Annotated in this window: 18 protein-coding genes and 1 riboswitch; of the genes, 17 read left to right on the top strand and 1 reads right to left on the bottom strand. The window is 30.4% G+C overall.

Features of this window, described 5'->3' with window-relative positions; translation table 11 throughout:
* The 15 genes from ilvC (at position 1) to L3B98_RS17825 (ending at position 19,759) form a co-directional block, all read left to right on the top strand.
* Positions 1-1,005, top strand: a complete 1,005-nt coding sequence (gene ilvC, locus L3B98_RS17895; protein ID WP_015390425.1) for a ketol-acid reductoisomerase — start codon at positions 1-3, stop codon at positions 1,003-1,005.
* A 105-nt stretch (positions 1,006-1,110) separates the two neighbouring features.
* The gene (locus tag L3B98_RS17890; protein WP_015390426.1) at positions 1,111-1,350 is read left to right on the top strand and encodes a GIY-YIG nuclease family protein; all 240 of its coding nucleotides are present in this window, start codon (positions 1,111-1,113) and stop codon (positions 1,348-1,350) included.
* A gap of 358 nt (positions 1,351-1,708) precedes the next feature.
* Complete coding sequence (locus L3B98_RS17885) at positions 1,709-3,016, top strand: ABC transporter substrate-binding protein (protein ID WP_238917753.1); 1,308 nt, start codon at positions 1,709-1,711, stop codon at positions 3,014-3,016.
* 104 nt (positions 3,017-3,120) lie between these two features.
* The gene (locus tag L3B98_RS17880; RefSeq protein ID WP_238917752.1) at positions 3,121-3,987 is read left to right on the top strand and encodes a sugar ABC transporter permease; all 867 of its coding nucleotides are present in this window, start codon (positions 3,121-3,123) and stop codon (positions 3,985-3,987) included.
* Entirely contained in the window at positions 3,987-4,886 is a 900-nt protein-coding gene (locus L3B98_RS17875) for a carbohydrate ABC transporter permease (RefSeq protein ID WP_238917751.1), read from the top strand. The genes L3B98_RS17880 and L3B98_RS17875 overlap by 1 nt, the downstream gene beginning before the upstream one ends.
* A 259-nt stretch (positions 4,887-5,145) precedes the next feature.
* Positions 5,146-6,684: a 4-alpha-glucanotransferase gene (gene malQ / locus L3B98_RS17870; RefSeq protein WP_238917750.1), complete on the top strand. Its 1,539-nt coding sequence runs from the start codon at positions 5,146-5,148 to the stop codon at positions 6,682-6,684.
* A gap of 127 nt (positions 6,685-6,811) precedes the next feature.
* Positions 6,812-7,813 (top strand): LacI family DNA-binding transcriptional regulator, encoded by a 1,002-nt coding sequence (locus tag L3B98_RS17865; RefSeq protein WP_238917749.1) that lies wholly within the window; start codon positions 6,812-6,814, stop codon positions 7,811-7,813.
* Between the two features lie 220 nt (positions 7,814-8,033).
* Positions 8,034-9,428 carry a methyl-accepting chemotaxis protein gene (locus L3B98_RS17860; protein WP_238917748.1) on the top strand — a complete coding sequence of 465 codons (1,395 nt, stop codon included), beginning with the start codon at positions 8,034-8,036 and terminating at the stop codon, positions 9,426-9,428.
* 96 nt (positions 9,429-9,524) lie between these two features.
* Positions 9,525-10,733, top strand: a complete 1,209-nt coding sequence (locus L3B98_RS17855; RefSeq protein ID WP_238917747.1) for a CapA family protein — start codon at positions 9,525-9,527, stop codon at positions 10,731-10,733.
* Positions 10,734-11,090: 357 nt separating this feature from the next.
* The gene (locus L3B98_RS17850; protein WP_238917746.1) at positions 11,091-12,515 is read left to right on the top strand and encodes an efflux RND transporter periplasmic adaptor subunit; all 1,425 of its coding nucleotides are present in this window, start codon (positions 11,091-11,093) and stop codon (positions 12,513-12,515) included.
* Between the two features lie 5 nt (positions 12,516-12,520).
* Positions 12,521-13,258 (top strand): ABC transporter ATP-binding protein, encoded by a 738-nt coding sequence (locus tag L3B98_RS17845; RefSeq protein WP_275298451.1) that lies wholly within the window; start codon positions 12,521-12,523, stop codon positions 13,256-13,258.
* Positions 13,249-14,520, top strand: a complete 1,272-nt coding sequence (locus tag L3B98_RS17840) for an ABC transporter permease (RefSeq protein ID WP_238917745.1) — start codon at positions 13,249-13,251, stop codon at positions 14,518-14,520. The genes L3B98_RS17845 and L3B98_RS17840 overlap by 10 nt, the downstream gene beginning before the upstream one ends.
* Positions 14,521-14,647: 127 nt before the next feature.
* Positions 14,648-16,987, top strand: a complete 2,340-nt coding sequence (locus L3B98_RS17835) for a phosphatase PAP2 family protein (RefSeq protein WP_238917744.1) — start codon at positions 14,648-14,650, stop codon at positions 16,985-16,987.
* A gap of 92 nt (positions 16,988-17,079) precedes the next feature.
* Positions 17,080-17,193: riboswitch (SAM riboswitch) on the top strand.
* Positions 17,194-17,346: 153 nt separating this feature from the next.
* Positions 17,347-18,504: a PLP-dependent aspartate aminotransferase family protein gene (locus tag L3B98_RS17830; RefSeq protein ID WP_238917743.1), complete on the top strand. Its 1,158-nt coding sequence runs from the start codon at positions 17,347-17,349 to the stop codon at positions 18,502-18,504.
* 118 nt (positions 18,505-18,622) lie between these two features.
* Positions 18,623-19,759: a PLP-dependent transferase gene (locus L3B98_RS17825; protein ID WP_238917742.1), complete on the top strand. Its 1,137-nt coding sequence runs from the start codon at positions 18,623-18,625 to the stop codon at positions 19,757-19,759.
* A gap of 94 nt (positions 19,760-19,853) precedes the next feature.
* Here the strand turns inward: L3B98_RS17825 and L3B98_RS17820 are convergent, their stop codons facing one another.
* Positions 19,854-20,339, bottom strand: a complete 486-nt coding sequence (locus L3B98_RS17820; protein ID WP_015390440.1) for a MarR family transcriptional regulator — start codon at positions 20,337-20,339, stop codon at positions 19,854-19,856.
* Positions 20,340-20,732: 393 nt separating this feature from the next.
* Here L3B98_RS17820 and L3B98_RS17815 point away from each other — a divergent pair, with 393 nt between their 5' ends.
* The gene (locus L3B98_RS17815) at positions 20,733-22,031 is read left to right on the top strand and encodes a TolC family protein (protein WP_238917741.1); all 1,299 of its coding nucleotides are present in this window, start codon (positions 20,733-20,735) and stop codon (positions 22,029-22,031) included.
* A 765-nt stretch (positions 22,032-22,796) separates the two neighbouring features.
* Positions 22,797-24,623, top strand: coding sequence for a glutamine--fructose-6-phosphate transaminase (isomerizing) (gene glmS, locus L3B98_RS17810; RefSeq protein ID WP_238917740.1), 1,827 nt, complete (start codon positions 22,797-22,799; stop codon positions 24,621-24,623).
* Positions 24,624-24,871: the final 248 nt, after the last annotated feature.

Here is a 24,871-nt window from a genome sequence, read left to right as displayed (position 1 = left end):
ATGCCAAAAATGTATTATGAAAAGGACACAGATTTAAATTTATTAAAAGGAAAGAAGGTTGCTATAGTAGGTTATGGTAGCCAAGGTCATGCACATGCATTAAATTTACATGAAAGCGGAGTAGATGTTGTAGTTGGCTTATATAATGGAAGTAAGTCTTGGGCTAAAGCTGAAGCAGCTGGATTAAAGGTTGCAACTGTTGCAGAAGCAGCTAAAGCAGCAGATTTAATTATGATTCTTTTACCAGATGAAAAACAAGCTAAAATATATAATGAAGAAATAGCTCCAAACTTAGAAGAAGGAAATGCATTAGTATTTGCACATGGATTTAATATTCATTTTGGACAAATCAAACCACCAACATATGTTGATGTATTTATGGTTGCACCTAAAGGGCCAGGTCATTTAGTAAGAAGAACATATACAGAAGGTGCAGGAGTACCTTGCTTAATTGCTATACATCAAGATGCATCAGGAAAAGCAAAACAATATGCTTTAGCATATTCAAATGGAATAGGTGGAGCAAGAGCTGGTGTTCTTGAAACTACTTTTAAAGATGAAACAGAAACAGATTTATTCGGAGAACAAGCAGTACTTTGTGGTGGTGTTTCAGAACTTATTAAAGCTGGATTTGAAACTTTAGTAGAAGCTGGATATGCACCAGAAAATGCTTATTTTGAATGTATGCATGAGATGAAACTAATAGTTGATTTATTATATCAAGGTGGATTAAGCATGATGAGATATTCAATTTCAGATACTGCTGAATATGGAGATTATCAAATCGGTAAGAGAATAATAACTGATGAAACTAAGAAAGAAATGAAGAAAGTGCTTACTGAAATTCAAGATGGTACATTTGCTAAGAATTGGTTATTAGAAAATGCAACTAATAGACCTGGTTTCAATGCAAGAAGAAGAATGGAAGCTGAGCATCCAATTGAAAAGGTTGGTAAAGAATTAAGAGGAATGATGAGCTGGATTGATACAGCTAAAGTAGATTAGTTCTAAAAACACTTTTTTGGAAAGTCAAGCTCTCTATGGAGAGCTTGACTTTCTTTTGTGATATAATAAACCTTAGAATAAGTATATAAATTAAGAGGGATATAAATGAACTATGTATATATTGTGGAATGTTCAGATGGAACATTCTATACAGGATGGACAAATAATTTGGATAAAAGGATTGAAATGCATTCGAATGGTACGGGAGCGAAGTATACGCGAGGAAGAGGTCCTGTGAAATTAGTATATAACGAACAGTTTGAAGATAAAAGAGATGCTATGAAAAGGGAATATGAAATTAAGCAAATGACAAGACAGGAAAAGATGTTGCTTATAAATGAATAAGGATGAGTAAAAAGTTTATGCAAACGGTTTTGTGAAAAATAAACTATATTAAAGCAAATGATAATAAATTAAAGAAAAATTGAATAATTTGCCCTAAAATGATAAGAATAAATATTTGTAAAAGTTTTCTTGGACTGTTATACTAATCTCAGGTAGGAAGCAGATTTAAAAAGCTAGATGTTATGTAATCATCAAAGCTAAATTTTTTTGAAGTTTTCGCAAACGGTTGCGAAAACTTCGATATAAAAGATAACATTATATGTTTAAAATAAACATTTTAGACATATGTTATATAAAAATATTATTCTATATTTTAAAAACTGATTAATAAAAATCAGATATGTGGAGGGGTATTTACATGAAAACAAAAAAAATATTATCGTCTATATTGGCTTCAACATTATTAGTTGGAACTATGGTTGGATGTGGAACATCATCAACTAGTACAAGTGATCAAAATTCAAGTGCTTCTGGAAGTGGAAAGACAGTTAGAGTTTATCAATTAAAAGTTGAAATTAATGATGCACTTCAAGAATTAGCTAAAAAGTATGAAGCAGAAAAAGGTGTAAAAGTTGAAGTCACTTCTGTTGGTGGAGGAGCTGACTATGGTGCATCACTAAAGGCAGAATTTCAAAAAGGTACTGAACCAGATATATTTATGATTCAAGGTGCTGGAGATTATGAGACATGGAAGCACAAAATTGATGATTTGAGCTCAGAAAAGTGGGTAGACAAGGCCGTTAAAGGTACACTTGATACAGTTAAAATTGATGGAAAAGTATATGGTATGCCAGCTGCAACAGAAGGTTATGGATTGTTATACAATAAGGAAATATTGGACAAGGCAGGTATAGATCCAAAGTCTCTAGATACCTTTGATAATTTAAAAGCAGCCTTTGAAAAATTAGATAGTAAAAAAGCTGAATTAGGAATTGATAATGTTGTATCTTATACAACAAAAGAGTTTTGGGTTACTGGTAATCATACATTCAATATACCTTTAGCAGCACAAGATAATCCAACTCAATTTACAAAAGATTATCTTGCAGGTAAGGCAGATATAGTTAATAACAAGCAATTTAATGACTGGATGAATTTAGTTGAGTTATTATGCAAATATGGCGGAGGAAAGGCACTAGATACTATTGATTATGCTACTCAAGTTGGTAATTTTGCACTTGGAAAAACTGCATTCTTACATCAAGGTAACTGGGTCGCTTCAGATTTAAAGAAATTAGATGCTAAGTTCGATATGGGATTTGTTCCATTAGCAATTAATAATGACACAAAGGTAAGTGGAGCTATTCCAGTAGGAGTTCCAATGTATTGGGTAGTTAACAAAGATTCTAAGGTTAATAAGGATGCAAAAGAATTTTTAGATTGGATGGTTTCTAGTAAAACTGGTCAAGAAGCCTTAGTTAAGAATATGGATATGATTCCTGCATTTAATAACTTTACTGTTGAAAGTGACAATCCATTGAATAGATCAATATCTGAATATAATAAAGCAGGAAAAACAATCCCTTGGGCATTTACTAATTTACCAGATGGATTTAATAAAAATAAATTAGCTCCTTTATTCTCTAAATTTATTACAACTGACATGGGAGCTCAAGCTAAAAAAGATATGTTACAAGGAATTCAAGATGCAGGGAAAGCTCAATAGCAGCAAATGAAATTTTATTCATGGGGAGAGTGATTCCTCCTCATGAATTTTTTAGAAGGAATTTTAATGCAGTAATTAAAAATTTTTAAGAAAGGGGTAAGTATATGAGTAAAAAATCAAGAGAAAATAAAGATTTTTGGATTTTTGTAGGACCTTCTTTATTTGCAATAACAATGGTAGTAATAATTCCTTTTTTAATTGGTATATATTATACATTTACAAATTGGAATGGTGCTAATCCTAAATATGATTTTGTAGGAATAAAAAATTATTTAGGAATTTTTAAAGATGTTCAATTTATTTATTCATTAAAAATAACTGTTTTATATACAATTGCCAGTGTAATAACTATAAATTTGGTGGGGTTTGGATTAGCATATGTAGTTACAAGAAAACTAAAGACCAGCAGTTTTTTAAGAACTGGCTTTTTCATGCCAAATTTGATTGGAGGATTAATTTTAGGTTTTATATGGCAGTTTATGTTTAACTCTGTATTTACAGGCATAGGCCATGTTTTAGGAAGTGAAACACTTTCGACATCACTTTTACAAGGAGCATCTACATCAATGCTTGCAATGTTAATTGTTTCAACTTGGCAATATGCAGGTTATATAATGGTTATTTATGTTGCAGCATTAGAAAATGTGCCTAGTGATTTAATTGAAGCAGCACATATTGATGGAGCCGATGGATGGTGCACATTTAAGCATATTACGATTCCTATGGTAAGACAAGGAATGACAATTTGTTTATTTTTGACCTTGGCAAACTCCTTTAAACTATTTGACTTAAACTTCTCTCTTACACCATTGAAGACTACTGAGATGTTAGCTTTAAATATTTATAATGAAGCTTTTATGGTAAATAATATGGGTATAGGACAAGCTAAAGCTATTATATTTTTTATACTTGTAACAACTATTTCTTTAACTCAGGTTTATTTTAATAAGAAAAAGGAGGTAGAAGTATAATGGAGTCAAGCAATATCGCAAGTAATGTAGAGAAATATAAACCAGCTAAAAAGCTTAAGACACTAGATAGTTATACTGGAAGATTAAAATTGTTAGAAGTATTTTCCTGGTTACTACTAATTATATATATGATCCCATTTTATTTAATGTTTATTAATTCATTTAAGACAAGAAGAGAGATTTTTGCAAATACTACTGGATTGCCTAATACCTGGAACTTTCAAAATTATTTAGAAGCAATGAATAAAATGAATATATTAAGTTCCTTCACTAATTCAATGCTAATAACCGTAGTAAGTGTATCATTAATTATATTATTTTCTTCAATGGCTGCCTGGGTATTAGTAAGAGATCAAAGCAGAAAGAGTAAAATATTATTTTATGTATTTACTTCTGGAATGATTGTTCCTTTCCAAGCTGTAATGATACCTCTTGTAAAGTGGATGGCTAAAATTGAATTCGGACCGTTTAAAATGCTAGGAACACACTATGGGCTTATTTTCATGTACATAGGATTTGGTGTTAGTATGAGTATATTTTTATACCATGGATTTATCAAAGGAATACCAAAAGAAGTTGAAGAAGCGGCAACTATAGATGGTTGTACTAAATGGCAAACATATGTTAAAGTGTTACTTCCACTATTGAAACCAACTACAGTTACAGTAGCAGTACTAAACAGTATTTGGATATGGAATGACTTTTTGTTACCTTTCTTAACTGTAAATGGAAAAATAAATACTATACCATTAGCTATGAATAATTTTTTTGGAGCATTCTCAAAACAATGGGAATTAGCAATGGCAGCACTAGTTTTAGCTATAATTCCAATAATAATATTCTACTTCTTTGTTCAAAAACAAATTATTGCAGGAATTGTTCAAGGATCTATAAAATAATTATAGATTAACTACAGAGATTATTTTTAAAGTATAATCAATAAACATTTTTATTATGAGTCTATCTGACAGGAATAGGTAAGCTATCTTGTGAAAAGTACATTTTTGTTAGATAAAGTTAAACTTTTAAATAATCTCTTGATTTTTAGATAAAATACAGTAATTAAATAGTGATAGTAAAAACAGAGTTTTTTGTGCAAGCGGTTGCTTAAGGAAATATCTATAATATATTTAATTAGTGAGGAAATAGGAGGAAGATATGAATAGAGGAAGCGGCATCATTATGCATATTGCTTCTTTACCAGGTAAATATGGAATAGGAACTTTTGGTAAGGAAGCATATAAATTTGGGGATTTTCTAAAAGACTCTGGACAGAAGTATTGGCAGATACTTCCACTTGGTCCTACTAGTTTTGGAGATTCACCATATCAATCTTTTTCAGCATTTGCTGGAAATCCATATTTTATAGATTTTGATATATTGAAAAAGGAAGGGATATTAAATAAAGAGGATTATGAAATTATAAACTTTGGAAAAAATCCAGAAAAAATAGATTATGCAAAAATTTTCATAGAAAAGTTTAAAGTATTAAGAAAAGCATATGAAAATTTTAAAATGAAGGGCAATTTTAATGATATAAAGAAATTTGAAGAAAAAGAAGCTTATTGGTTAGAGGATTATGCTCTGTATATGGCATTAAAAAATCATTTCAAATTGAAAAACTGGCAGACTTGGGATGAAGATATTAGATTAAGAAAAGCTGAATCAGTAACTAAATATAAAAAAATATTAAGTGATGAGGTAGGATATTGGAAGTTCTTACAATTTGAATTTTATAAACAATGGAATGAATTAAAAGCATATGTAAATAGGCTTGGAATTCAGATAATTGGAGATATGCCTATATATGTTGCAGAAGATAGTGCTGATGTATGGAGCAATCCAGAAGCATTTTTACTTGATAAAAACACATTAAAGCCTTTAAAAGTTGCAGGCTGTCCACCAGATATATTCTCAGCTACTGGTCAATTGTGGGGAAATCCGATATATGATTGGAACTACATGGAGAAAACTAATTATAAGTGGTGGGTTGCTAGAATAAAGCAAAGTTTAAATTTATATGATGTGCTTAGAATAGATCATTTTAAAGGATTTGAATCATATTGGTCAATACCTTATGGCGATTTAACTGCAGAAAATGGTAAGTGGGTCAAAGGACCGGGTATAAAGATTTTTAATGCAATCAAAGAAAAACTTGGAGAAGTAAATATAATTGCAGAAGATTTAGGAACCTTAACTGAAGAAACAATTAAGCTTAGAGATGATACAGGATTTCCAGGTATGAAAATATTGACATTTGCTTTTGATACAGATAGTACAAATCCATTTTTACCTCATAATTATGAAGAAAATTTTATAGTTTATACAGGTACTCATGATAATGATACAGTTAGGGGATGGGTAGAAACAACTGCTCCAAAGGAGCAAGTTAAAAAAGCAGTACAGTATTTGGGGTTAAATGAAGAGGAAGGATATAATTGGGGATTCATTAGAGGTGTATGGGGAAGTGTTGCACGTGTTGCAATTGCACAAATGCAAGATTTCTTAGACTTGGGAAATGAAGCAAGAACAAATCTACCATCCACTCTTGGAAGCAATTGGTGCTGGAGAATGAAAGAAGATTTAATTAATAATAATTTAGCTAAAAAAATCTATAGTATAACAGAAATTTATGGAAGATGCGATCAGAAGAAAAATAAAATAGCTAAGGATAAAAATAATTTAGATGCCAATTAGAATAGTATAAATTTAGTTATATATTGTTTATACATGAGTCGAAATATGGTAATATTAATTTAATAGTGTTAGAAAAAATGAATATTTATAAGTGTAGTAAATTTGTAAATATAGATAGGAGAAAAACATGAAGGTTACCATAAAGGAAGTGGCTAGGGAAGCTAATGTATCTCCATCAACTGTATCTAGGGTTATCTCGAATAGTTCGCAGATAAGTGAAGAAACAAAGGAGAGAGTTAGGGAAGCCATAAACAAACTTAAGTATAAACCAAATGCAATAGCTAGGAGTTTGGCTAATCAGAAGAGTAGAATTTTAGGTGTTGTTTTACCAAATGAATCCCAAGATTTAATAACTAATACATTCTTTATACAAGCTATGAAAGGAATGAGCAGATATGCTCAAAACAAGAAATATTATATTACCTATGCATTTAGTGAAGACGAAAAAACGGAATTAGAATATATAAATAATTTTATTACTAGCAATTTAGTTGATGGTATATGCTTACTTCGTGCAAGGGCAGATGATAAAAGTATTAAGTTTCTTAAGGATGCTGAATTTCCATTTGTAGTAATAGGTAGACCTGAAGAAGCTGATGGAGTATTGTGGGTGGATAATGATAATTTTCAAGCTACCTATAATTTAGTAAATGAACTGATAAAGAAAGGTCATAAAAGCATAGCTTTTTTAGGAGCAAAAAAAGAATGGAATGTTACAAAAGATAGATTTAATGGGTTTAAAGTTGCATGTGAAATTAACGGTATTTCGATGCAAGATAAAATGGTTGTAATGATGAATGACTTTAATGAAGATGAAGGTAAAATTGGAGCTATTAAACTACTAGAAAATGCTACTCCTACAGCTATAATAGCAGAAGATGATATATTAGCATTTGGAATACTCAAAGTATTAAGAGAAAAAAATATTAATAATATTGAAGTGGTTGGATTTAATAATAATCCATTGTCAGAATTTCAAAATCCTTCATTATCATCAATTGACATAAATGCAGATGAACTTGGATATTTCGCTGTGAAAATTCTAATTGAACATCTTGAAAAAAATGAAATGTTAATTAATCATCATATAGTTGATTCAAAACTTATAAAGAGAGAGTCATTTAAATAATATACATTATAGGAAATTGTTTATGTTAAATAGCAATCGGTTGCGATTTGAGAACGTTATTAATAATTATTATACAAAAAGCAGAGTGAAGTTAAATATAAAAAATTTCGATTTAAAATAGGTTCCTCAAGTGCATATATTTTTCTTAACTACTAATGAAAAATATATGCACTTAAAATAACTGATAAAATTATCAAAGTATATAGTTAAGGAGGAGAAGATGAGTATTGAAGTAAGAAAAAACAAAAAGATGGTAATTAGTCTCAAAAGTAACATAATAATTAGCTATCTCATAGTATTAAGTTTTATGCTTACAATCGCAATCGTTTGCGTAAGACAAATGAAAAGAGTTATGTTAGAACTTGGAGTAGCACAGGACACAATAAATAATGCAGCAGTTCAAGCTGTAACCAAGATGAATATGAGAAATTCGATTCAAGAACTTGAAGATTCAGTAGGAAATGTTACTAATATAATTATTATTACATCTATTATTGGATTTGTTATAACATTGATTCTTGCAATGTTAATAATTAGGGGAATCCTTAAACCGTTAAGAGATTTGAGTAAATTATCATATTCATTGAGAAAAGGTGATTTAACAGTTGAACTTGAAGGAACATATGCAAAAGAAATTAAAGAAGTTATAGAGAGTTTAAATGAAGCAATAAAGGCAAATAGGGCTATGGTTCGTAATATATATACGTACTCAAATTTATTAATAAAATCAAGTGGAAATTTAAATGATAGTTTAAAAAATATTAATAGTAGAATAAATGAAGTGAATTCGTCGACAGAGTTAATATCAAATGAGGTTGAACAATTGAGTGCAGCTTCACAGGAAGTTAATGCATCAACATTTGAAATAAAAGCTGTAGTATTAGGTTTAAATGAGACTGCATTAACAGATAGTAAATCAGCAGAAAACATTAGAGATAAGGCAATTAAGGTTAAAGATAAAGGTCAAGCAGCAGCAAAAAATGCACGAGGGATATATAGCGAAAAAATTGAGAATATTACTAATGCAATTGAAAAAGGAAGAGTAGTCAATGATATTAAGATGATGGCAGATGTTATTGCTGAAGTATCAGAACAGACAAATTTATTAGCACTTAATGCAGCAATAGAGGCAGCTCGGGCAGGGGAACAAGGAAAGGGATTCGCAGTTGTTGCTGATGAGGTTAGAAAATTAGCAGAACAAAGTAAAGAAGCTGTAAATCAAATAAGGACAGTAATTAATGAAGTACAAGGTGCATTTTATAATTTAAGTGAGCATAGCAAGAATTTATTGGATTTTTTACAAAAGGATGTTGATGGGGATTATGAATTATTGATTCAAACTGCAACAAATTATGAAAGTGATTCAGCATTAATTACTAGCATGGCATCGGAAATTCAAAATACCAGTGCAGCCATAGAAGAAATTATTATGCAGATAACGCAAGGGATTGGGACTGTAAGTTTAAATGCTGTAGAAACAGCAAGTAAATCAAAATATATACAAAAAAATGTAGATGAAGTTACTGATCAAATAGGTACTATTGTTAAAGCAATTAGTGAACAAACTATACTAGCAGAAGAATTGAAAGCGGTCATTAATGTATATAAAATTTAAGCTAATTATAGAAATATATTTATAGAAGACTAATGAAGAATGTGCTAAAATCTGTATAATGATAACTCAAAATTTTAAAAAAGCTGAGGATTTTATATGGGTAGAAGAAGTATTGAAAATAGCCGCAGAAGACGTTATCTAAGGGAGAATAGGAAGAATAATAACTATTTTAAAAGTTTTATATTAGTTATTATAAGTATTGCAATTGTAATCGTATTAGGTCTTTTTTTGAAAAATTTGAAGCTTATAAGTACAAATAAAATTGAAAATGGGATTAAGTTAAATGGTGAAATAATAGGGAATGTAGCTAAAGAAATAGTAAACGAACAGCTTGTAAAAATGCCAATTAAAAAAGAAATTCTTATTTCATTTGCTGGGGATTTCACGTTAGGAACAGATGATAAATTCTCATATGAAGGAAGTTTACCAGCTGCATTTGTTAGTAATGGAAAAAACTATTCTTACTTTATGAAAAATGTAGTTAATATATTTAACAAAGATGATTACACCTTAGTGAATTTAGAAACTACATTAACAAATTCAAATGTTAAAGCTGCTAAGGATGGAGATGTATATTATAACTTCAAAGGGCCTAAGGAATATGCTAAGATTTTAACAAGTTCTTCTATTGAAGGAGTTACAATAGCGAATAATCACATTTATGATTATGGAGAAGAAGGAATAAAGGATACTATTTCAACCTTAAAGGAAAATAAAGTTGATATCTGTGGAGAAGGCTATAAAATTATAAAAGATATAAAGGGAGTTAAGTTTGGATTTTTGGGATATACTGGGTGGGAATCTTCAGATAAATTAAAAACGAAGATTGCGAATGATATTAAAGAATTGAGGAAACAGGGAGCTAAAGTTGTTATTCCATATTTTCATTGGGGAATAGAGAGAGAATATGAACCATGTGATGTCCAAAAAAATTTGGCTAGATTTTCTATTGATAATGGAGCAGATGCTGTTATTGGTTCACATCCTCATGTGATTCAAAGTGTTGAGAATTATAAGGGGAAACTTATAGCTTACTCAATGGGGAATTTTTGTTTTGGCGGAAATGCAAATCCACCAGATAAAAGAACCTTTATACTTCAATTTAAAGCTCATATTCAGGATGATAAATTAGCAAACTTTGAATACAAGGTTATTCCAGCTATGATTTCTTCAAGGAATGATAAAAATGATTATGTACCAACCTTGGTAAGTGGTGAGAATAGAATTAATATATTAAATACCTTAAATCAATTATCTCCAAGCTTGAAGGGTAACATTAATGATGAATTTTTTAGTTTGAATTAGCAGTGAACTATTTAAGGATAAAATTTTATTAAAGGTGATATTAAGATGTTTTATATATTTTAATATCACTTTTTGTATTTTTACTGACTTAGATTTTAATCTTACAAAATTGAAAGATAAATGTAATAAAAATCGATTTCTTATAGGTTAATTATTTAATATGCTTTTAATAGAAATAATAATTAGTATAAGTTTAAAGAAGATTTATATTATTAAGAAAAAATTAATGTTGAATTAATACTTATCTTAGATTTTAAGTGCTATACTAAAAAATATATTAATGGATTTTAAAATATTAGCATTAGTGTAAAATAACTACATATTAAGTGATTTATTGAAAGTAGGGGGAAAACTTATATGCCAAAGTTAGACATTAAAAAATTAAAACCTAAAGGCATAAGTCTTAAGGGAATAAAATTAAAAAGGAAACCGAGTAAAAAGGCAATTATTTTTAGCATAATATTTGTAATAATTGTAGCTGCTATAATTGCTAAGATAATTATGCCTAAGCCAGCACCGCAGGTTAAATACACAACACTTTCTAAAGGAAAAGTTGTAAACAGTGTGAACGTTTTGGGAGAAATAAAAAGTCAGGACACTACAAATATTTATAGCACTGAAAGTAATGCTATAAAAGAAGTAAAAGTAAAAGTTGGAGATAATGTTAAGACAGGTGATATCCTAGCAATTTTAGATTCAGCAGGGTTGGAAAAAGATATTGAACAGTCAACAGCTACTGCAGATGCAACAGATGCTAATAATAAGGTGACTCTTGAAGCTGCCCAAAAAGCATATGATGATGAATTGAAAATATATAATAATAATTTAAATACTGATGTTAAAAATGCTGAAGAAGTTTTAAATTTGGCAAAGATTAATTTAGATGATAAGAAGAAAACTTATGAAAAAAATAAATCATTATATGATGCTCAAGCAATTACAGAGAGTGATTTTAATAAGGTTAAAATTGATTATGATACTGCAAATTCAGATTATGAGAAGGCAAAGGTGTCATTAGAAAATGTAAAGATTAAAGCTGATCAAGCCTTAAGTAAAGCTAAGAATGAGTATGATACAGCACAAAATAATTATAATAACAAAAGTCAAAGGATTGCTATTGAAAAACAAAAGCAGCAATTAGAAAATTGCACAATTAAGGCAACAGTTGACGGAACAGTTACAAGTGTAAATGCTACTGTTGGAAATTCAGGAAATGGTATTTTATTTGAACTTGAGAATTTAGATAATATAGAAATAACTGTACCTATTAAAGAAGTTGATATAGCAAATATTAAAGTTGGACAAAGAGCAGAGATAAAGACAGATTCAACAGGGAATGATGTTATTGAAGGAGAAGTAGTAAGTGTCAGCCCATCTGCTAAAAAAGATATAATTGCTCAAAGTAAAGATGCAAGCCAATCTCAACAAGGAACAAGCTCGGATGCAGGGTTTGAAGCAAAGGTTAAAGTTAATAATGCAAATCAAAATATGAAAGTTGGAATGAGTGCAAGAGTAAATATAATCACTAGTGAAAAATCAGATGTCTATACAGTATCATCAGAAAGTATAATTGAAAATGGAAATGGTAAAAGTGTATATGTAGCTGAAAAAATTGGTGAAAAAGGAAATGAATATATAGTTAAAGAACTGCCGATAAGTACAGGCCTTGAATCTGATTTTAATGTAGAGATTTCAGGTGAAGGAATTTCAGATGGAATATTTGTAATTAATGATCCTTCAACATGTAAAGTTGGAGAAAAAATTCAAATAAAAGGGGCGTGATTTATTTGAATAAAACTATAATAGAAATGAAAGATATAGTTAAAAGCTTTTATGTGGGTACTCCAAACCAATTGGATATTTTAAAAGGGATTAATATAGTTGTAAATGAAGGTGAATTTATAGCTATTGTTGGAGCTTCTGGTTCTGGAAAAAGTACATTGATGAACATCATAGGGGCACTTGATAGGCCAACTTCAGGAAAATATATTTTAGATGGTACAGATATTGAGGATAAAACTGACAATGGTTTATCAGAGGTAAGAAACAAAAAGATAGGCTTTGTATTTCAAACCTATAATTTAATACCAAGAAGCTCAGCTTTAAAAAATGTTGAATTACCAATGCTTTATTATGGAATGAATAGACATGAAAGAAGGGAACGGGCAGAACAACTGTTAGAGCTTGTTGGAATGAAGGATAGAATGAAACATCAACCTAATGAATTATCAGGAGGTCAGAAGCAAAGGGTTGCTATAGCTAGAGCTCTTGCAAATAATCCAAGTATTATACTTGCTGATGAACCCACAGGGGCTCTTGATTCAGAAACCGGAAGACTTGTTATGGATTTGTTTCATAAGGTACATGAAGTAGAAGGGAAAACTATAGTATTTATAACTCATAATCATGAGCTTGCAGAAGAAACAGAAAGAATTATAACATTGAAGGATGGAAATGTAGTATCAGAAGAGCAGAATGACAAGTTTATTAAAAGATTTCCAAATGGTGAAAAGATATGTTTATAAAAGAAAATATATTGCTTGCAATAGCAGGTATTAGAGCTAGCAAAATGCGTTCCCTATTGACTATGCTGGGAATTATTATAGGGATATCTTCTGTTATAGGAATTGTTTCTATAGGAAGTGCAATTACTTCTAAAGTTTCAGGGGAACTAGATAAACTAGGTGGAAATAATATGTATGTTCAGATCAGAGAAAAGAGTGAAGATGATGGAGGCGGAGGATATTCCTCTAAGCAACCAGAAGATACTGATTTGCTCACTTTAGATCAAATAAATTCAATTAAAGAGGCCTTTTCTGACAGGATTAGTGGTATAAGTATAGATACAGATGCAGGACAAGGTAAGGTAAAAGATGGATATCTGTATGCTAATATATCAACAGTGGGAGTAAATGATGAATATAAAGATGTTAATAATGTTAAGATGGTTAGTGGAAGATTTATTTCAGATAAGGATGTTAAAGGAACAAAGAAAACTGCAGTAGTGTCTGAAAAGCTTGTTAATAATATGTTTAAAGGTAAAACTAATCCTTTGGGCAAAGAAATTAAAGTATATATACAAGATAATATTGAAACATATGTTATTGTAGGAGTTTATGAATATGAACCACCTTCATTTCTTGAAGGAATGGGTGGGACTGCATCAAAAGAAAAAGATATACAAACTAATTTATATGTCCCTATAACAACAGTAAAAGCTGAACAAAAATATAAGAATTACTATGGTTTTATGATTAAACCTAATGGAAATATTGATTCAGAAAAGTTAGTCAAGGATATAAAGAAATATACAGATAAGTTGTATAAGAGTAATAAATATTGGGAATTAAATGTTAGAAATCTTAAAAATCAAGTACAATCCTTTACCTCAATACTCAGTGCTATATCAGCAGCAATATCTGTAATTGCAGCTATTGCATTGCTCGTAGGTGGAATAGGAGTAATGAATATAATGCTTGTATCTGTTACAGAGAGAACAAGAGAAATAGGAACTAGAAAAGCTCTTGGAGCTAAAAGCAGCCATATTAAAATGCAATTTATAACTGAATCAGTTATAATATGTTCAATCGGTGGGGCTATAGGAATAATATTAGGAATTGGGATGGGGATAATTGCATGTATAGTATTAGATTCTCCTATATCAATATCTATTCCAACAATACTAATAAGTTTCACTTTTTCAATGGCAATTGGGGTATTTTTTGGATATTACCCAGCTAAAAAAGCAGCAAATCTTGATCCTATTGAAGCATTAAGATATGAATAATGTACCAAGAATAAATTGGTATTTAACCTAGAATTAATAAGAATACAATTTTTATTAAACAAAACAGTTATACAATATAGTGGATAAAATTATTTTATGAAAATTTATTAAGCGAGGAAAGATTAACATGAATTTTAATAAAAAAATTATGCCACTAGTTTTAGCAACTACTATAACTCAAGGGTTAATGCCTTTTAAGGCTTTTGCTGCTGATGATTTAACTGCTCATAGAGGAGCTTATGGATACTTTGTTGACACATATCAACAAAATTCAGGAGGATATAAACCAGGTGATACTTCACCTTCGACGAATCCAGCAGTAGGAGCCTTATCTCAATTTCTTAATATATTTACACCAGTATCAGGAACTGCTAATGGTGATGAATGGACTAGAGGTACAATATTAGATCAAGATATACATGATCAAAATATTAGTACTGTAATTGATATGACAGCAGGAAATACAACTCAAGCAGCTGTTACTACTACAGGGCCATTAGTTAGAGTATTTTTTGATGATCGTAGAAATGCAAGTTATAGTGTTACAGATGGTCTTGGAAAATATACAGATGTGTTTAGAAATCTTGCTAATGCAAATACTGCAATTAATGAAGATATGCTACAGGATGCATTAACACAAAAAATAACCAATGATGATGATCGCGAGGATAGTCATCAAAAAGGTCCTTGGGCCAGTGAAACTTCTGAGCTTGGCAACATGGTTAAATTAGTAAATACTTTACGCGGGGGACAAGCTAGTGGAAATCCATCAAAATATTTTTATCAATACATGCGACCATATCGTTGGAGTTCTGAGGTGAAATTACTTCCAACCTTAGCACTAGATATAGGAAGTAATCCAAATAAGGATGGAGGTTTTCCAAGTGGACATACAAATGCTGCATACTTAGCATCAATTGGAATGGCTTATGCAGCACCAGAGCGTTTTCAAGAAATGCTTACACGTGCTTCTGAACTTGGAAATGATAGAATTATAGCAGGATATCATTCTCCTTTAGATGTAATGGGAGGGCGTATAATTGGTACAGCACTTGCCGCATCAGCTTTATATGATCCAAACAATGCTAGCTTAAAGGCTGCTGCTTATAATGAAGCACAAACTAAACTTTTTACACAAGAAGGCACATCAGAAGATAGATTTAGTGATTATAAGAAGAATAAGGAAGATTATATTAAAAGATTAACTTATGGCTTTGGACAAACTGGAGACACAACTATACCAATGAAAGTGCCAAAAGGAGCAGAAGTACTATTAGAAACTCGTCTTCCATATCTTGATGTTAATCAAAGGCGCGATGTTTTATATACAACTGGTTTAGAATCTGGCTATCCATTATTAGACGATGCTGAAGGCTGGGGAAGGCTTAACCTCTTTGCAGCGGCAGATGGTTATGGAGCCTTTAATAGCAATATTACAGTGAACATGGATGCATCAAAGGGTGGATTTAATGCTTCAGATAGATGGCGTAATGATATTTCAGGAAGTGGAACCTTAATCAAGCAAGGAACAGGAACTTTAAAATTAGGTGGAGATAATACTTATAGTGGTGGAACAGACATTCAAGGTGGTACTATTGAAGCAGATTCAGCTACAGCTTTTGGAGTAGGAAGTGTTTCAAATGAAAGTGGTACAGTTGTTGAAAATGTAGATGGATTAGTGAATATAAAAAATGACTATAATCAATCACAAAACAGTACACTTGAACTTTCTATTGGAAGCAAAGATGATGTGTTGGAGGTTGATGGTAATGCAACCTTCAATGGAAAGTTGAAGTTGGATTTTAGTAATAGTTATATACCTACAAGTGGTATGACTATAATAAAAATTAATAGTAATAACACAAATAGTAGATTTTCATCAATTGAAACAACTGGTTTACCAAGTAATTATGTAGTAAATCTAGTTTATGATAATAACTCTGTCAGATTGCTAATAGGAACATCAGATTCTTCTTCAGGGTCACATAATAATTCACCAAGTAACAATACGAACGCAACTAACGATAATGCAAGCACAAACTCAGATAAAGCGGCAGCTGATAATGGTGGGATTAATAAAACTGCTAGTGAAGGTAGCACTGGATGGCAGCAAAAAAATGGAGTTTGGTATAATTTATCAAAAGAAGGAACAATAAATACTGGATGGCTTAAAGACACGGATGGTAAATGGTATTACTTAGATAAATCAGGAATGATGAAGACAGGCTGGGTTCAAAGTGGTGATGGGATCTGGTATTATTTGGATAAAGCAGGGGCTATGCAGACAGGTTGGGTTAAGGATACGGATGGAAATTGGTATTATTTAAGCCAATCAGGAGCTATGAAAACAGGTTGGTTTAAAGATATAGATGGAAAATGGTATTATTTAAATCAATCAGGAACTATGGAGCATGATAAGTATATTGATGGATATTATGTTGGTTCTAATGGGGCATGGGTAGAGTAAATACACAAAATCGATAAATTTACTAATATTTATTGACATAAAATTTTTATTATGTATAATTAATAATAACAAATATATATTTGGATAAGTTAATCTTATTAAGAGTGGTGGAGGGACTGGCCCTTTGAAGCCCGGCAACCTGAAAGATTTATATAAATTTTTCGTTGGTGCTAAATCCTGCAAGATAATATCTTGAAAAATGAGAGGCATTAAGACTTAATGGAACTTATGGTTTATATAGTCACTTCTTGTTTTAGGAGTGGCTTTTTTTTATAACCTTCATCTATAAGATGAATTTATTCTTTAGCAGTAACAATAAATAAGTTTTAAGCAATATATAAATTTGAGGAGGCAAAAAAATGACAGTAAAAAAATCTTTTGAAACAATTGCAGTTAGTGGCATATCAGGTGGGGATGAAACTACAGGGGCAATAAGTTTTCCTATTTATCAAGCGGCTACCTTTAAGCATCATGGCTTAAATAATAGCACAGGCTATGACTATTCAAGAGCACAAAATCCAACAAGAGAAGAAGCAGAAAAAACCTTAGCAGTTTTAGAAGGTGGAAAATCAGCCATTGGTTTTTCATCAGGAGTGGCAGCAATAACGGCCTGTATACACTTATTTAAAACAGGGGATCATATACTTTTATCTGATGATTTATATGGAGGCACATATAGGTTATTTGATGAAACTTTTAAAGATTTTGGGTTAGAAGTAACCTTTGTTGATACAACAAGTACAAAAAATATATTGGAAGCAATAAAGGAAAACACAAAAGGTATTCTTATAGAAACTCCTTCGAATCCTATGATGAAGGTAACAGATATAAGAGCTACAGCAGAAATAGCTAAAAATAACAACTTACTACTTATTGTAGATAATACATTTTTAACACCATATTATCAAAAGCCATTAGAATTAGGTGCTGATATAGTAGTACATAGTGGAACAAAATTCTTAGGTGGACATCATGATTTACTAGCAGGTTTTATTGTTGCAAATGATGATAACATATTGGAAAGATTGAGAAGAATTCATATGTCGACGGGAGCTACGTTATCACCTTTTGATGCCTGGCTTATTTTAAGAGGCTTAAAGACATTACACATAAGATTAGATAGATCACAGGAGAATTCAATAAAGATAGCTAAATTCTTAGAAAGTAGTCCTAATGTAGAAAAAGTTTATTATGTAGGGCTAGAAGCTTTTGAGGGATATGAATTGAATAAGCAGCAAGCAACAGGCTTTGGAGCAACACTTTCCTTCAGAGTTAAGGATAAAGAATTAATACCTGAAATTTTAGAGAGTGTTAAAGTAATAAGGTTTGCAGAAAGCTTAGGTGGGGTTGAAACTTTAATAACTTATCCATTCACGCAAACTCATTCAGAAATACCAGAAGAAATTAAGCAAAAATTAGGTGTTGATGAATATTTACTTAGACTGTCTGTTGGAATAGAAAATATAGATGACCTAATAAATGACTTAGACAAAGCGATTAATTCAATTAAGAGTTAGGAGTTATGAGTTTAAGGAGGAAAAGGCTGTGGCTTTTCTTGTAATATATTTTAAGAATTTGCAAAGCAAATTCAACATTAACAGTTAACTGTAAACTAAAAAGATTGGGGTGTAAATTATGAATTTTGGAACTAAATTAATACATGCAAGTGGAGATATTGATCCTACAACAGGATCTGTAAGTACTCCTATATATCAAACATCTACTTTTCATCAATTTGATATAGAGAATTTTGGAAAGTATGATTATGCTAGATCAGGAAATCCAACTAGAGATGTTGTAGAAAAACTAATAGCAGAACTTGAAGGTGGGGAATGTGGTTTTGCTTTTGCATCTGGGATGGCAGCAATTTGTTCTGTGCTCTCAATATTCTCAGCAGGAGATCATATTATAATTTGCGGAGATGTATACGGTGGAACATATAGGGCAACAACAAAATTGTTTTCTAGATTTAATATTGAGTTTACTTTTGTAGATGCATCAAATATTGAAGAAATAGAAAGAGCTTTCAAAGAAAATACAAGAGGACTTTATTTAGAAACTCCTTCAAATCCATTGTTAAAGGTAACGGATTTAAGAGCCGCTAGTAAGTTGGCTAAAGAAAATAATTCTATTACAATAGTTGATAACACCTTTATGTCACCATATTTGCAAAGGCCATTAGAACTAGGCGCAGATATAGTTGTGCATAGTGCAACTAAGTTTTTGGGTGGGCATAGTGATGTGATTGCAGGACTTGTTGTTACTAAGACAAAGGAACTTGGAGATAGGGTTTATCAAATACAAAACACATTTGGGGCTGTGCTAGGGCCACAAGATTCCTGGCTTTTAGTTAGAGGAATTAAAACTTTAAAAGTAAGATTGGATGCACTTCAAAAAAGTGCTCAAAAGTTAGCAGAATGGCTTGAAGCAAGAGAAGAAGTTGAAAAAGTATATTATTTAGGTTTAGCTTCAATGGAAGGGAGAGAGTTACATTTAGAGCAAGCTGATGGTGCAGGTGCGGTATTATCCTTTAAATTTAAAACTTTTGAAAGAACTAAAGTTTTCTTGAATAATGTTAAAAATGTAGCAGTTGCAGTAAGTTTGGGAAGTATTGAAACTATAGTATCATACCCAGCTAAAATGAGTCATGCTTCAATTCCAAAGGAAGAAAGAGAAGTGCTTGGAATTACAGATACTTTAATAAGGGTTTCTGTAGGGCTTGAAGATATAGAAGACTTAATAAAGTCTTTTGAAGAAGCAATTGAAAAATAATATCAACTGTATATAGTTAATAATTAAATAGTTAAAAAAATGTACTTCATAAGTTAGATATAAAAATTATCGCTTTTGAAGTACATTTTTATTATTAGTAGATTTTTTTAAATAAAGTTATAAGGTTTAACATAGATTGGTTTAATAGCACTACATCATCATCAGAGAGTGCTGATATTTTTTCTACAAAGGAATTAGAAATAGCATCACGAAAAGCGTCTAGTAAATCATGAGCTTTTTGAGTTAATTCAACTCTAAGAACTCTCCTGTCATCAGAATCTGGGAATCTATTAACCAAGCCGTAATTAATTAAATTATCAATAATAGGAGTCATATTTGATTTTGATATTCCTAAGCTATCAGCTATTTGTGAAATAGGAGAGGAATTACAATGTAAAAGATAAAAAATAACTCGCCCATGTGAAGGCGGAATTGAAAAATCTTTACAACATCCGCGTGTATCGCTACGTGATGCTTGAATAATTTTATTTATATCTTGAGTTTTAAGTACATTATTTTGAATAATCCATAAAAAGTTCATTAATGAATCTGAGACTTTAAATAAATCATCTTTATCCATTTTTAAACAATCCTTCCTAAGATAGTGTATGAGTAGATTATAAACTATTAATAATTTGAAAACAAGGAAAAAAGTTATTGACTTATAATAGTTATGAAAATATAATCAAAATATATTAGTAAAAATATCAAGGTTGGTTATTAAATAGTATAAATGTAAGTTCAAATTAAGTTTAAATTAAGGGAAAAATAAGAAAATTACTTTATAATTTAATTGAGAAGGTTTAATTTTAAGAGAGACTTAATTATGAAAAAATAAAATGTTATTTATGCAGGATGATTCCATAAAGTGGTTATATAGGTTAAAATTAAATCAGGTGGAATAGTCCCTTTAATAAGAGATATTAAGTGTATTTTATAGTATAACAAAATTTAATTAAAAAGGAGAAGTAACATGAGAAAGAATATAAATAAAATGGTTGCATTTGCAATTGGGATAAGTGTTATGAGCGGAAGTATAGTACCAGTATTTGCAGCAGATACTACACAACAAGCTTCTAATACAGTGACAAGTACACAAACAGTAAGTGGAAAACCACTTTTTACTTTAGATGAAGCTATAAAGGCTTCAATAAGTAATAGTGATATATTAGCAATTGATAATAAAAAAGTAAGTTATCAAGATAAAGTTAATGATGTAAATGAAAGAATAGAGGATATTACTCCTAACCTATCTAGTGATAAGAAAGATCTTAATAAGGATACTCGTAATAATTCACTTGATCAGGCTGAGCAACAAAGAGAATTTGATGAGGATTCTGTAGTACAAAAAACTACTAATGCCTATAATAGTATTGTCACAAGTCAAATGAAAATAGATAAAGCAGCAAGAGATTTAGCTGTCAAAACTAAGCAATTAAATGATGCAAAATTAAAAAATAATTTAGGACTTTTAACAGAAGTTGATTTGCAAGCTAATCAGATTCAAATTCAAAACTTACAATATGCACAAAATTATAGTCAAAATCAATTGAAGGATGCAATATATAGTTTTAAAGTGTTAACTGGAAAAGATGTGACTCAATATAGTTTAGAACAAGATATTCAATTTGATAAATTAAAAATAGATGGAGATGTAGATGCTTATTTTGATGAAGTTATAGATAAGGATTTGAAATATAAAGTAGAATTAAATAAGATTACTAAAGAGTATTATAATGATCATGACAACCAAGTATCTGAAAGGAATGTACAAGATGCAAAGACGAAAACAGATGGTGCAACAGCACCTGTAGCAATTACAGGTGAAACTTTGGAACAGTATATGGCTCGTTATAATCAATATGAGCAAGATAAAAGTGCATATTCAAATGCATTGTCAGCACGTTTAGGATATCTTAGTACAAAACTAAGTATGGATACAACTGATATATCTTTAAATATGACTAAAAAACAACTAAAGGATACACTAAGAACTTTATATACAAATCTCCTTGCACAAGAAGATAAGATTAATTCAACAAAGAGTAGTATAGAATTAACTAATAAACAGCTTAGTAATGCAAAGCTTAAGTATGATTTAGGACTAATGACTAAATCAGATTATGATACATTAGTTGTTAATAGCTTAGATTTAAATATTCAATTAAGAAGTGCAATAGATAGCTACAATACTTTAAAAGAAGAAATACAAAAGCCTTGGATAGCTGCAGGTGGAGCTGCGTCAAGCGGTTCAGGAAATGCGGGAGCATAAATAATAGAAATGTTAAATTAAAATAAAATATTTATAGAAAAACATACTGGCATGAAGTTGATATTTTAAATATTGATTTCATGCCTTTGCTTTTTTTATTCAGCTATAATATGATGAAAAACAAAAATGTAGAATATTTAGAGGGCAGTCATATTATATATTTATAGACAAAAAAAAATTATATGATAAAATAATATCCAGGGTATAAAATATAAAAAAGAGGAGTGATAGTATAGAAAAGTGTTTTTAATTTAAAATAAAGCGCCAGAACTTAAGTGTACTACTTAATTAATAGTACTATGGTTCAAAATAAAAGGTGATTTAAATTTATTTTGTAAATACTATAGTAATTTTTTTAAGGAATTTAACTAGCTAAAGCTAGTTAACTAAGTTCGACTAACCAAATCATAGATTTGGAGTCTCACTTATCACTTAAGTTGACGAGGTTGGGGAGTTATCGAAACTTCGGCGGGTGCCCCACGGTATTTGCACTACCGTTAACAACTGGCAAAACTTTAAAGCGATTTAAAGAACAAATCCAGTTTGGTGTTAAAACCTTCTAAAGTTTAAGGCTTTAAGGGTACTAGGATAATTATGCCCTTTTTTAATAGGCTTTTGTTTTGTAAATATTCATATAATAAAAATATGAATATGACAGGAAGCTTATTTTGCTAGTACAAAGTTTTAAATTTGGATAAACTTAATTTAAAAGATTTACTCAAATAATTTGTTAGAGTAAGTTTTAAAAAGGAAGGAAGAATTAATATGTGCGGAATAGTAGGATATTTAGGAAGCGGGAAAGCAACATCTTTTTTAATCAATGGATTGTCAAAGTTAGAGTATAGAGGATATGACTCAGCTGGAGTTGCTGTTCTTAATAAAGGAAATATTGAAGTTAGAAAATTTAAAGGACGTTTAGCTAATTTAGCAGATAATATAAAAGAAAATCCTGTTGAAGGTAACATGGGAATAGGTCATACAAGATGGGCTACTCATGGAGCACCATCAGATGCAAATTCTCATCCACATTTAAATAGTAAAGAAACAATTGCTGTTGTTCAAAATGGTATAATAGAAAATTATTTAACTCTTAGAACATGGCTTAAAGGGGAAGGATATACTTTTAAATCAGAAACAGATACAGAAGTAATTCCAAACTTAATTGATTACTATTATAAGGGTAATTTATTTGAAGCAGTTCAAAAGGCACTTAAGAAACTTGAAGGAAGTTATGCTTTAGGAGTTGTTTGCAAAGATGAACCAGACAAGCTTATTGCAGTTAGAAAAGAGTGCCCATTAATAGTTGGACTTGGAAAAGATGAAACTTTTATAGCATCAGATATTCCAGCAGTATTAAGCTATACTAGAGATGTTTATCTTTTAGAAGATCATGAAATAGCAGTGCTTACAAAAGATGGTGTTAAGCTTTTTGCTCAAGATGGAAGTGAAATTCAAAAAGAAATATACCATGTAACTTGGAGCGAAGATGCTGCAGAAAAAGGCGGCTTTGAAGATTTCATGTTAAAGGAAATTCATGAACAGCCAAGAGCAATAAGAGACACTTTAGCTGGAAGAGTTTCTATGGAAAATGAAATATTATTAAATGAATTAAAGATCACTAAAGAAGATCTTCAAAATACAGATAGAGTATTTATAGTAGCTTGTGGTACAGCATACCATGCTGGACTTGTAGGAAAGAATCTAATAGAATCACTTGCAAAAATACCTGTAGAAGTAGATATTGCATCAGAATTTAGATATAGAAATCCACTAGTTACTGAAAGATCTTTAGTTATTGTAATAAGTCAATCAGGAGAAACAGCTGATACTTTAGCAGCACTTAGAAATTGTAAAAATATTGGAGCTACAGTAATTGCACTTACTAATGTTGTTGGAAGCTCAGTATCAAGAGAAGCTGATCATGTATTATACACCCTAGCAGGACCAGAAATATCTGTTGCTTCAACAAAAGCTTATACAACTCAAATTATTGGTATGTATATGATGGCAATGACCTTTGCTAAGATTTTAGGTAAGTTAAAGAGTGATAGATTAGATAAATTAAAAGAAGAATTATTAAATTTACCAGAAAAAGTAGAATTAGTTTTAGAAGATAAAGAAAAAATCAAAGCTATAGCTAAGAGAGTGTATGAAGAAAAAGATATGTTCTATTTAGGTAGAGGTCTTGATTATGCATTAGCCTTAGAAGGATCACTTAAGCTTAAGGAAATATCATATATTCATTCAGAAGCATATGCTGGTGGAGAATTAAAACATGGTACTATAGCATTAATTGAACAAGGAACAAAGGTTGTAGCTTTATTAACTCAAGAAGCTTTAAAAGAAAAAATGGTAAGTAATATTGTAGAAATTAAAGCAAGAGGAGCAGAAGTAATTGGTGTTTGCTATGAAGGAACTAAGGGGTTAGAAGAAGTTCTAAATGATGTGATTTATATTCCAAGAACAATAGATATTTTTGCACCAGTGCTTGGAGTTGCAGTACTTCAATTATTCTCATATTATATTGCTAAGTTTAAAGGCTGCGATGTTGATAAGCCACGTAATTTAGCTAAGTCAGTTACAGTTGAATAGACTTTACGGACAAGCTCAACAAATTGTATATTTATAACAAAGTTTGATCGTTTAGAATAAAGTCGTATTAAAAATAATTAAAGTGGTAATGCTAAAATTAATGTTTAGTATTACCATTTAAATTAATTACATAAGGAAAATAATAGAAGGATAGACATTTTGAGTAAAATTAATGTGAAGTTGTCAACTAAAAGTAGACAGAAAAAAGGCATGTTTAACCAAACCCTTGTTCAATCTTAAATTGAACA

The sequence above is a fragment of the Clostridium sp. YIM B02555 genome (genome assembly GCF_022320955.1).
Lineage (GTDB): Bacteria > Bacillota > Clostridia > Clostridiales > Clostridiaceae > Clostridium > Clostridium saccharoperbutylacetonicum.
Note: the sequence above shows the minus strand (reverse complement) of the source record. Positions and strands in the feature narration are given on the sequence as shown.

Excerpts from the sequence above, each read along its gene's own strand:
- ilvC (WP_015390425.1), top strand. The coding sequence starts at position 1 with ATGCCAAAAATGTATTATGAAAAGGACACAGATTTAAATTTATTAAAA.
- L3B98_RS17890 (WP_015390426.1), top strand. The coding sequence starts at position 1,111 with ATGAACTATGTATATATTGTGGAATGTTCAGATGGAACATTCTATACA.
- L3B98_RS17885 (WP_238917753.1), top strand. The coding sequence starts at position 1,709 with ATGAAAACAAAAAAAATATTATCGTCTATATTGGCTTCAACATTATTA.
- L3B98_RS17880 (WP_238917752.1), top strand. The coding sequence starts at position 3,121 with ATGAGTAAAAAATCAAGAGAAAATAAAGATTTTTGGATTTTTGTAGGA.
- L3B98_RS17875 (WP_238917751.1), top strand. The coding sequence starts at position 3,987 with ATGGAGTCAAGCAATATCGCAAGTAATGTAGAGAAATATAAACCAGCT.
- malQ (WP_238917750.1), top strand. The coding sequence starts at position 5,146 with ATGAATAGAGGAAGCGGCATCATTATGCATATTGCTTCTTTACCAGGT.
- L3B98_RS17865 (WP_238917749.1), top strand. The coding sequence starts at position 6,812 with ATGAAGGTTACCATAAAGGAAGTGGCTAGGGAAGCTAATGTATCTCCA.
- L3B98_RS17860 (WP_238917748.1), top strand. The coding sequence starts at position 8,034 with ATGAGTATTGAAGTAAGAAAAAACAAAAAGATGGTAATTAGTCTCAAA.
- L3B98_RS17855 (WP_238917747.1), top strand. The coding sequence starts at position 9,525 with ATGGGTAGAAGAAGTATTGAAAATAGCCGCAGAAGACGTTATCTAAGG.
- L3B98_RS17850 (WP_238917746.1), top strand. The coding sequence starts at position 11,091 with ATGCCAAAGTTAGACATTAAAAAATTAAAACCTAAAGGCATAAGTCTT.
- L3B98_RS17840 (WP_238917745.1), top strand. The coding sequence starts at position 13,249 with ATGTTTATAAAAGAAAATATATTGCTTGCAATAGCAGGTATTAGAGCT.
- L3B98_RS17835 (WP_238917744.1), top strand. The coding sequence starts at position 14,648 with ATGAATTTTAATAAAAAAATTATGCCACTAGTTTTAGCAACTACTATA.
- L3B98_RS17830 (WP_238917743.1), top strand. The coding sequence starts at position 17,347 with ATGACAGTAAAAAAATCTTTTGAAACAATTGCAGTTAGTGGCATATCA.
- L3B98_RS17825 (WP_238917742.1), top strand. The coding sequence starts at position 18,623 with ATGAATTTTGGAACTAAATTAATACATGCAAGTGGAGATATTGATCCT.
- L3B98_RS17820 (WP_015390440.1), bottom strand. The coding sequence starts at position 20,339 with ATGGATAAAGATGATTTATTTAAAGTCTCAGATTCATTAATGAACTTT.
- L3B98_RS17815 (WP_238917741.1), top strand. The coding sequence starts at position 20,733 with ATGAGAAAGAATATAAATAAAATGGTTGCATTTGCAATTGGGATAAGT.
- glmS (WP_238917740.1), top strand. The coding sequence starts at position 22,797 with ATGTGCGGAATAGTAGGATATTTAGGAAGCGGGAAAGCAACATCTTTT.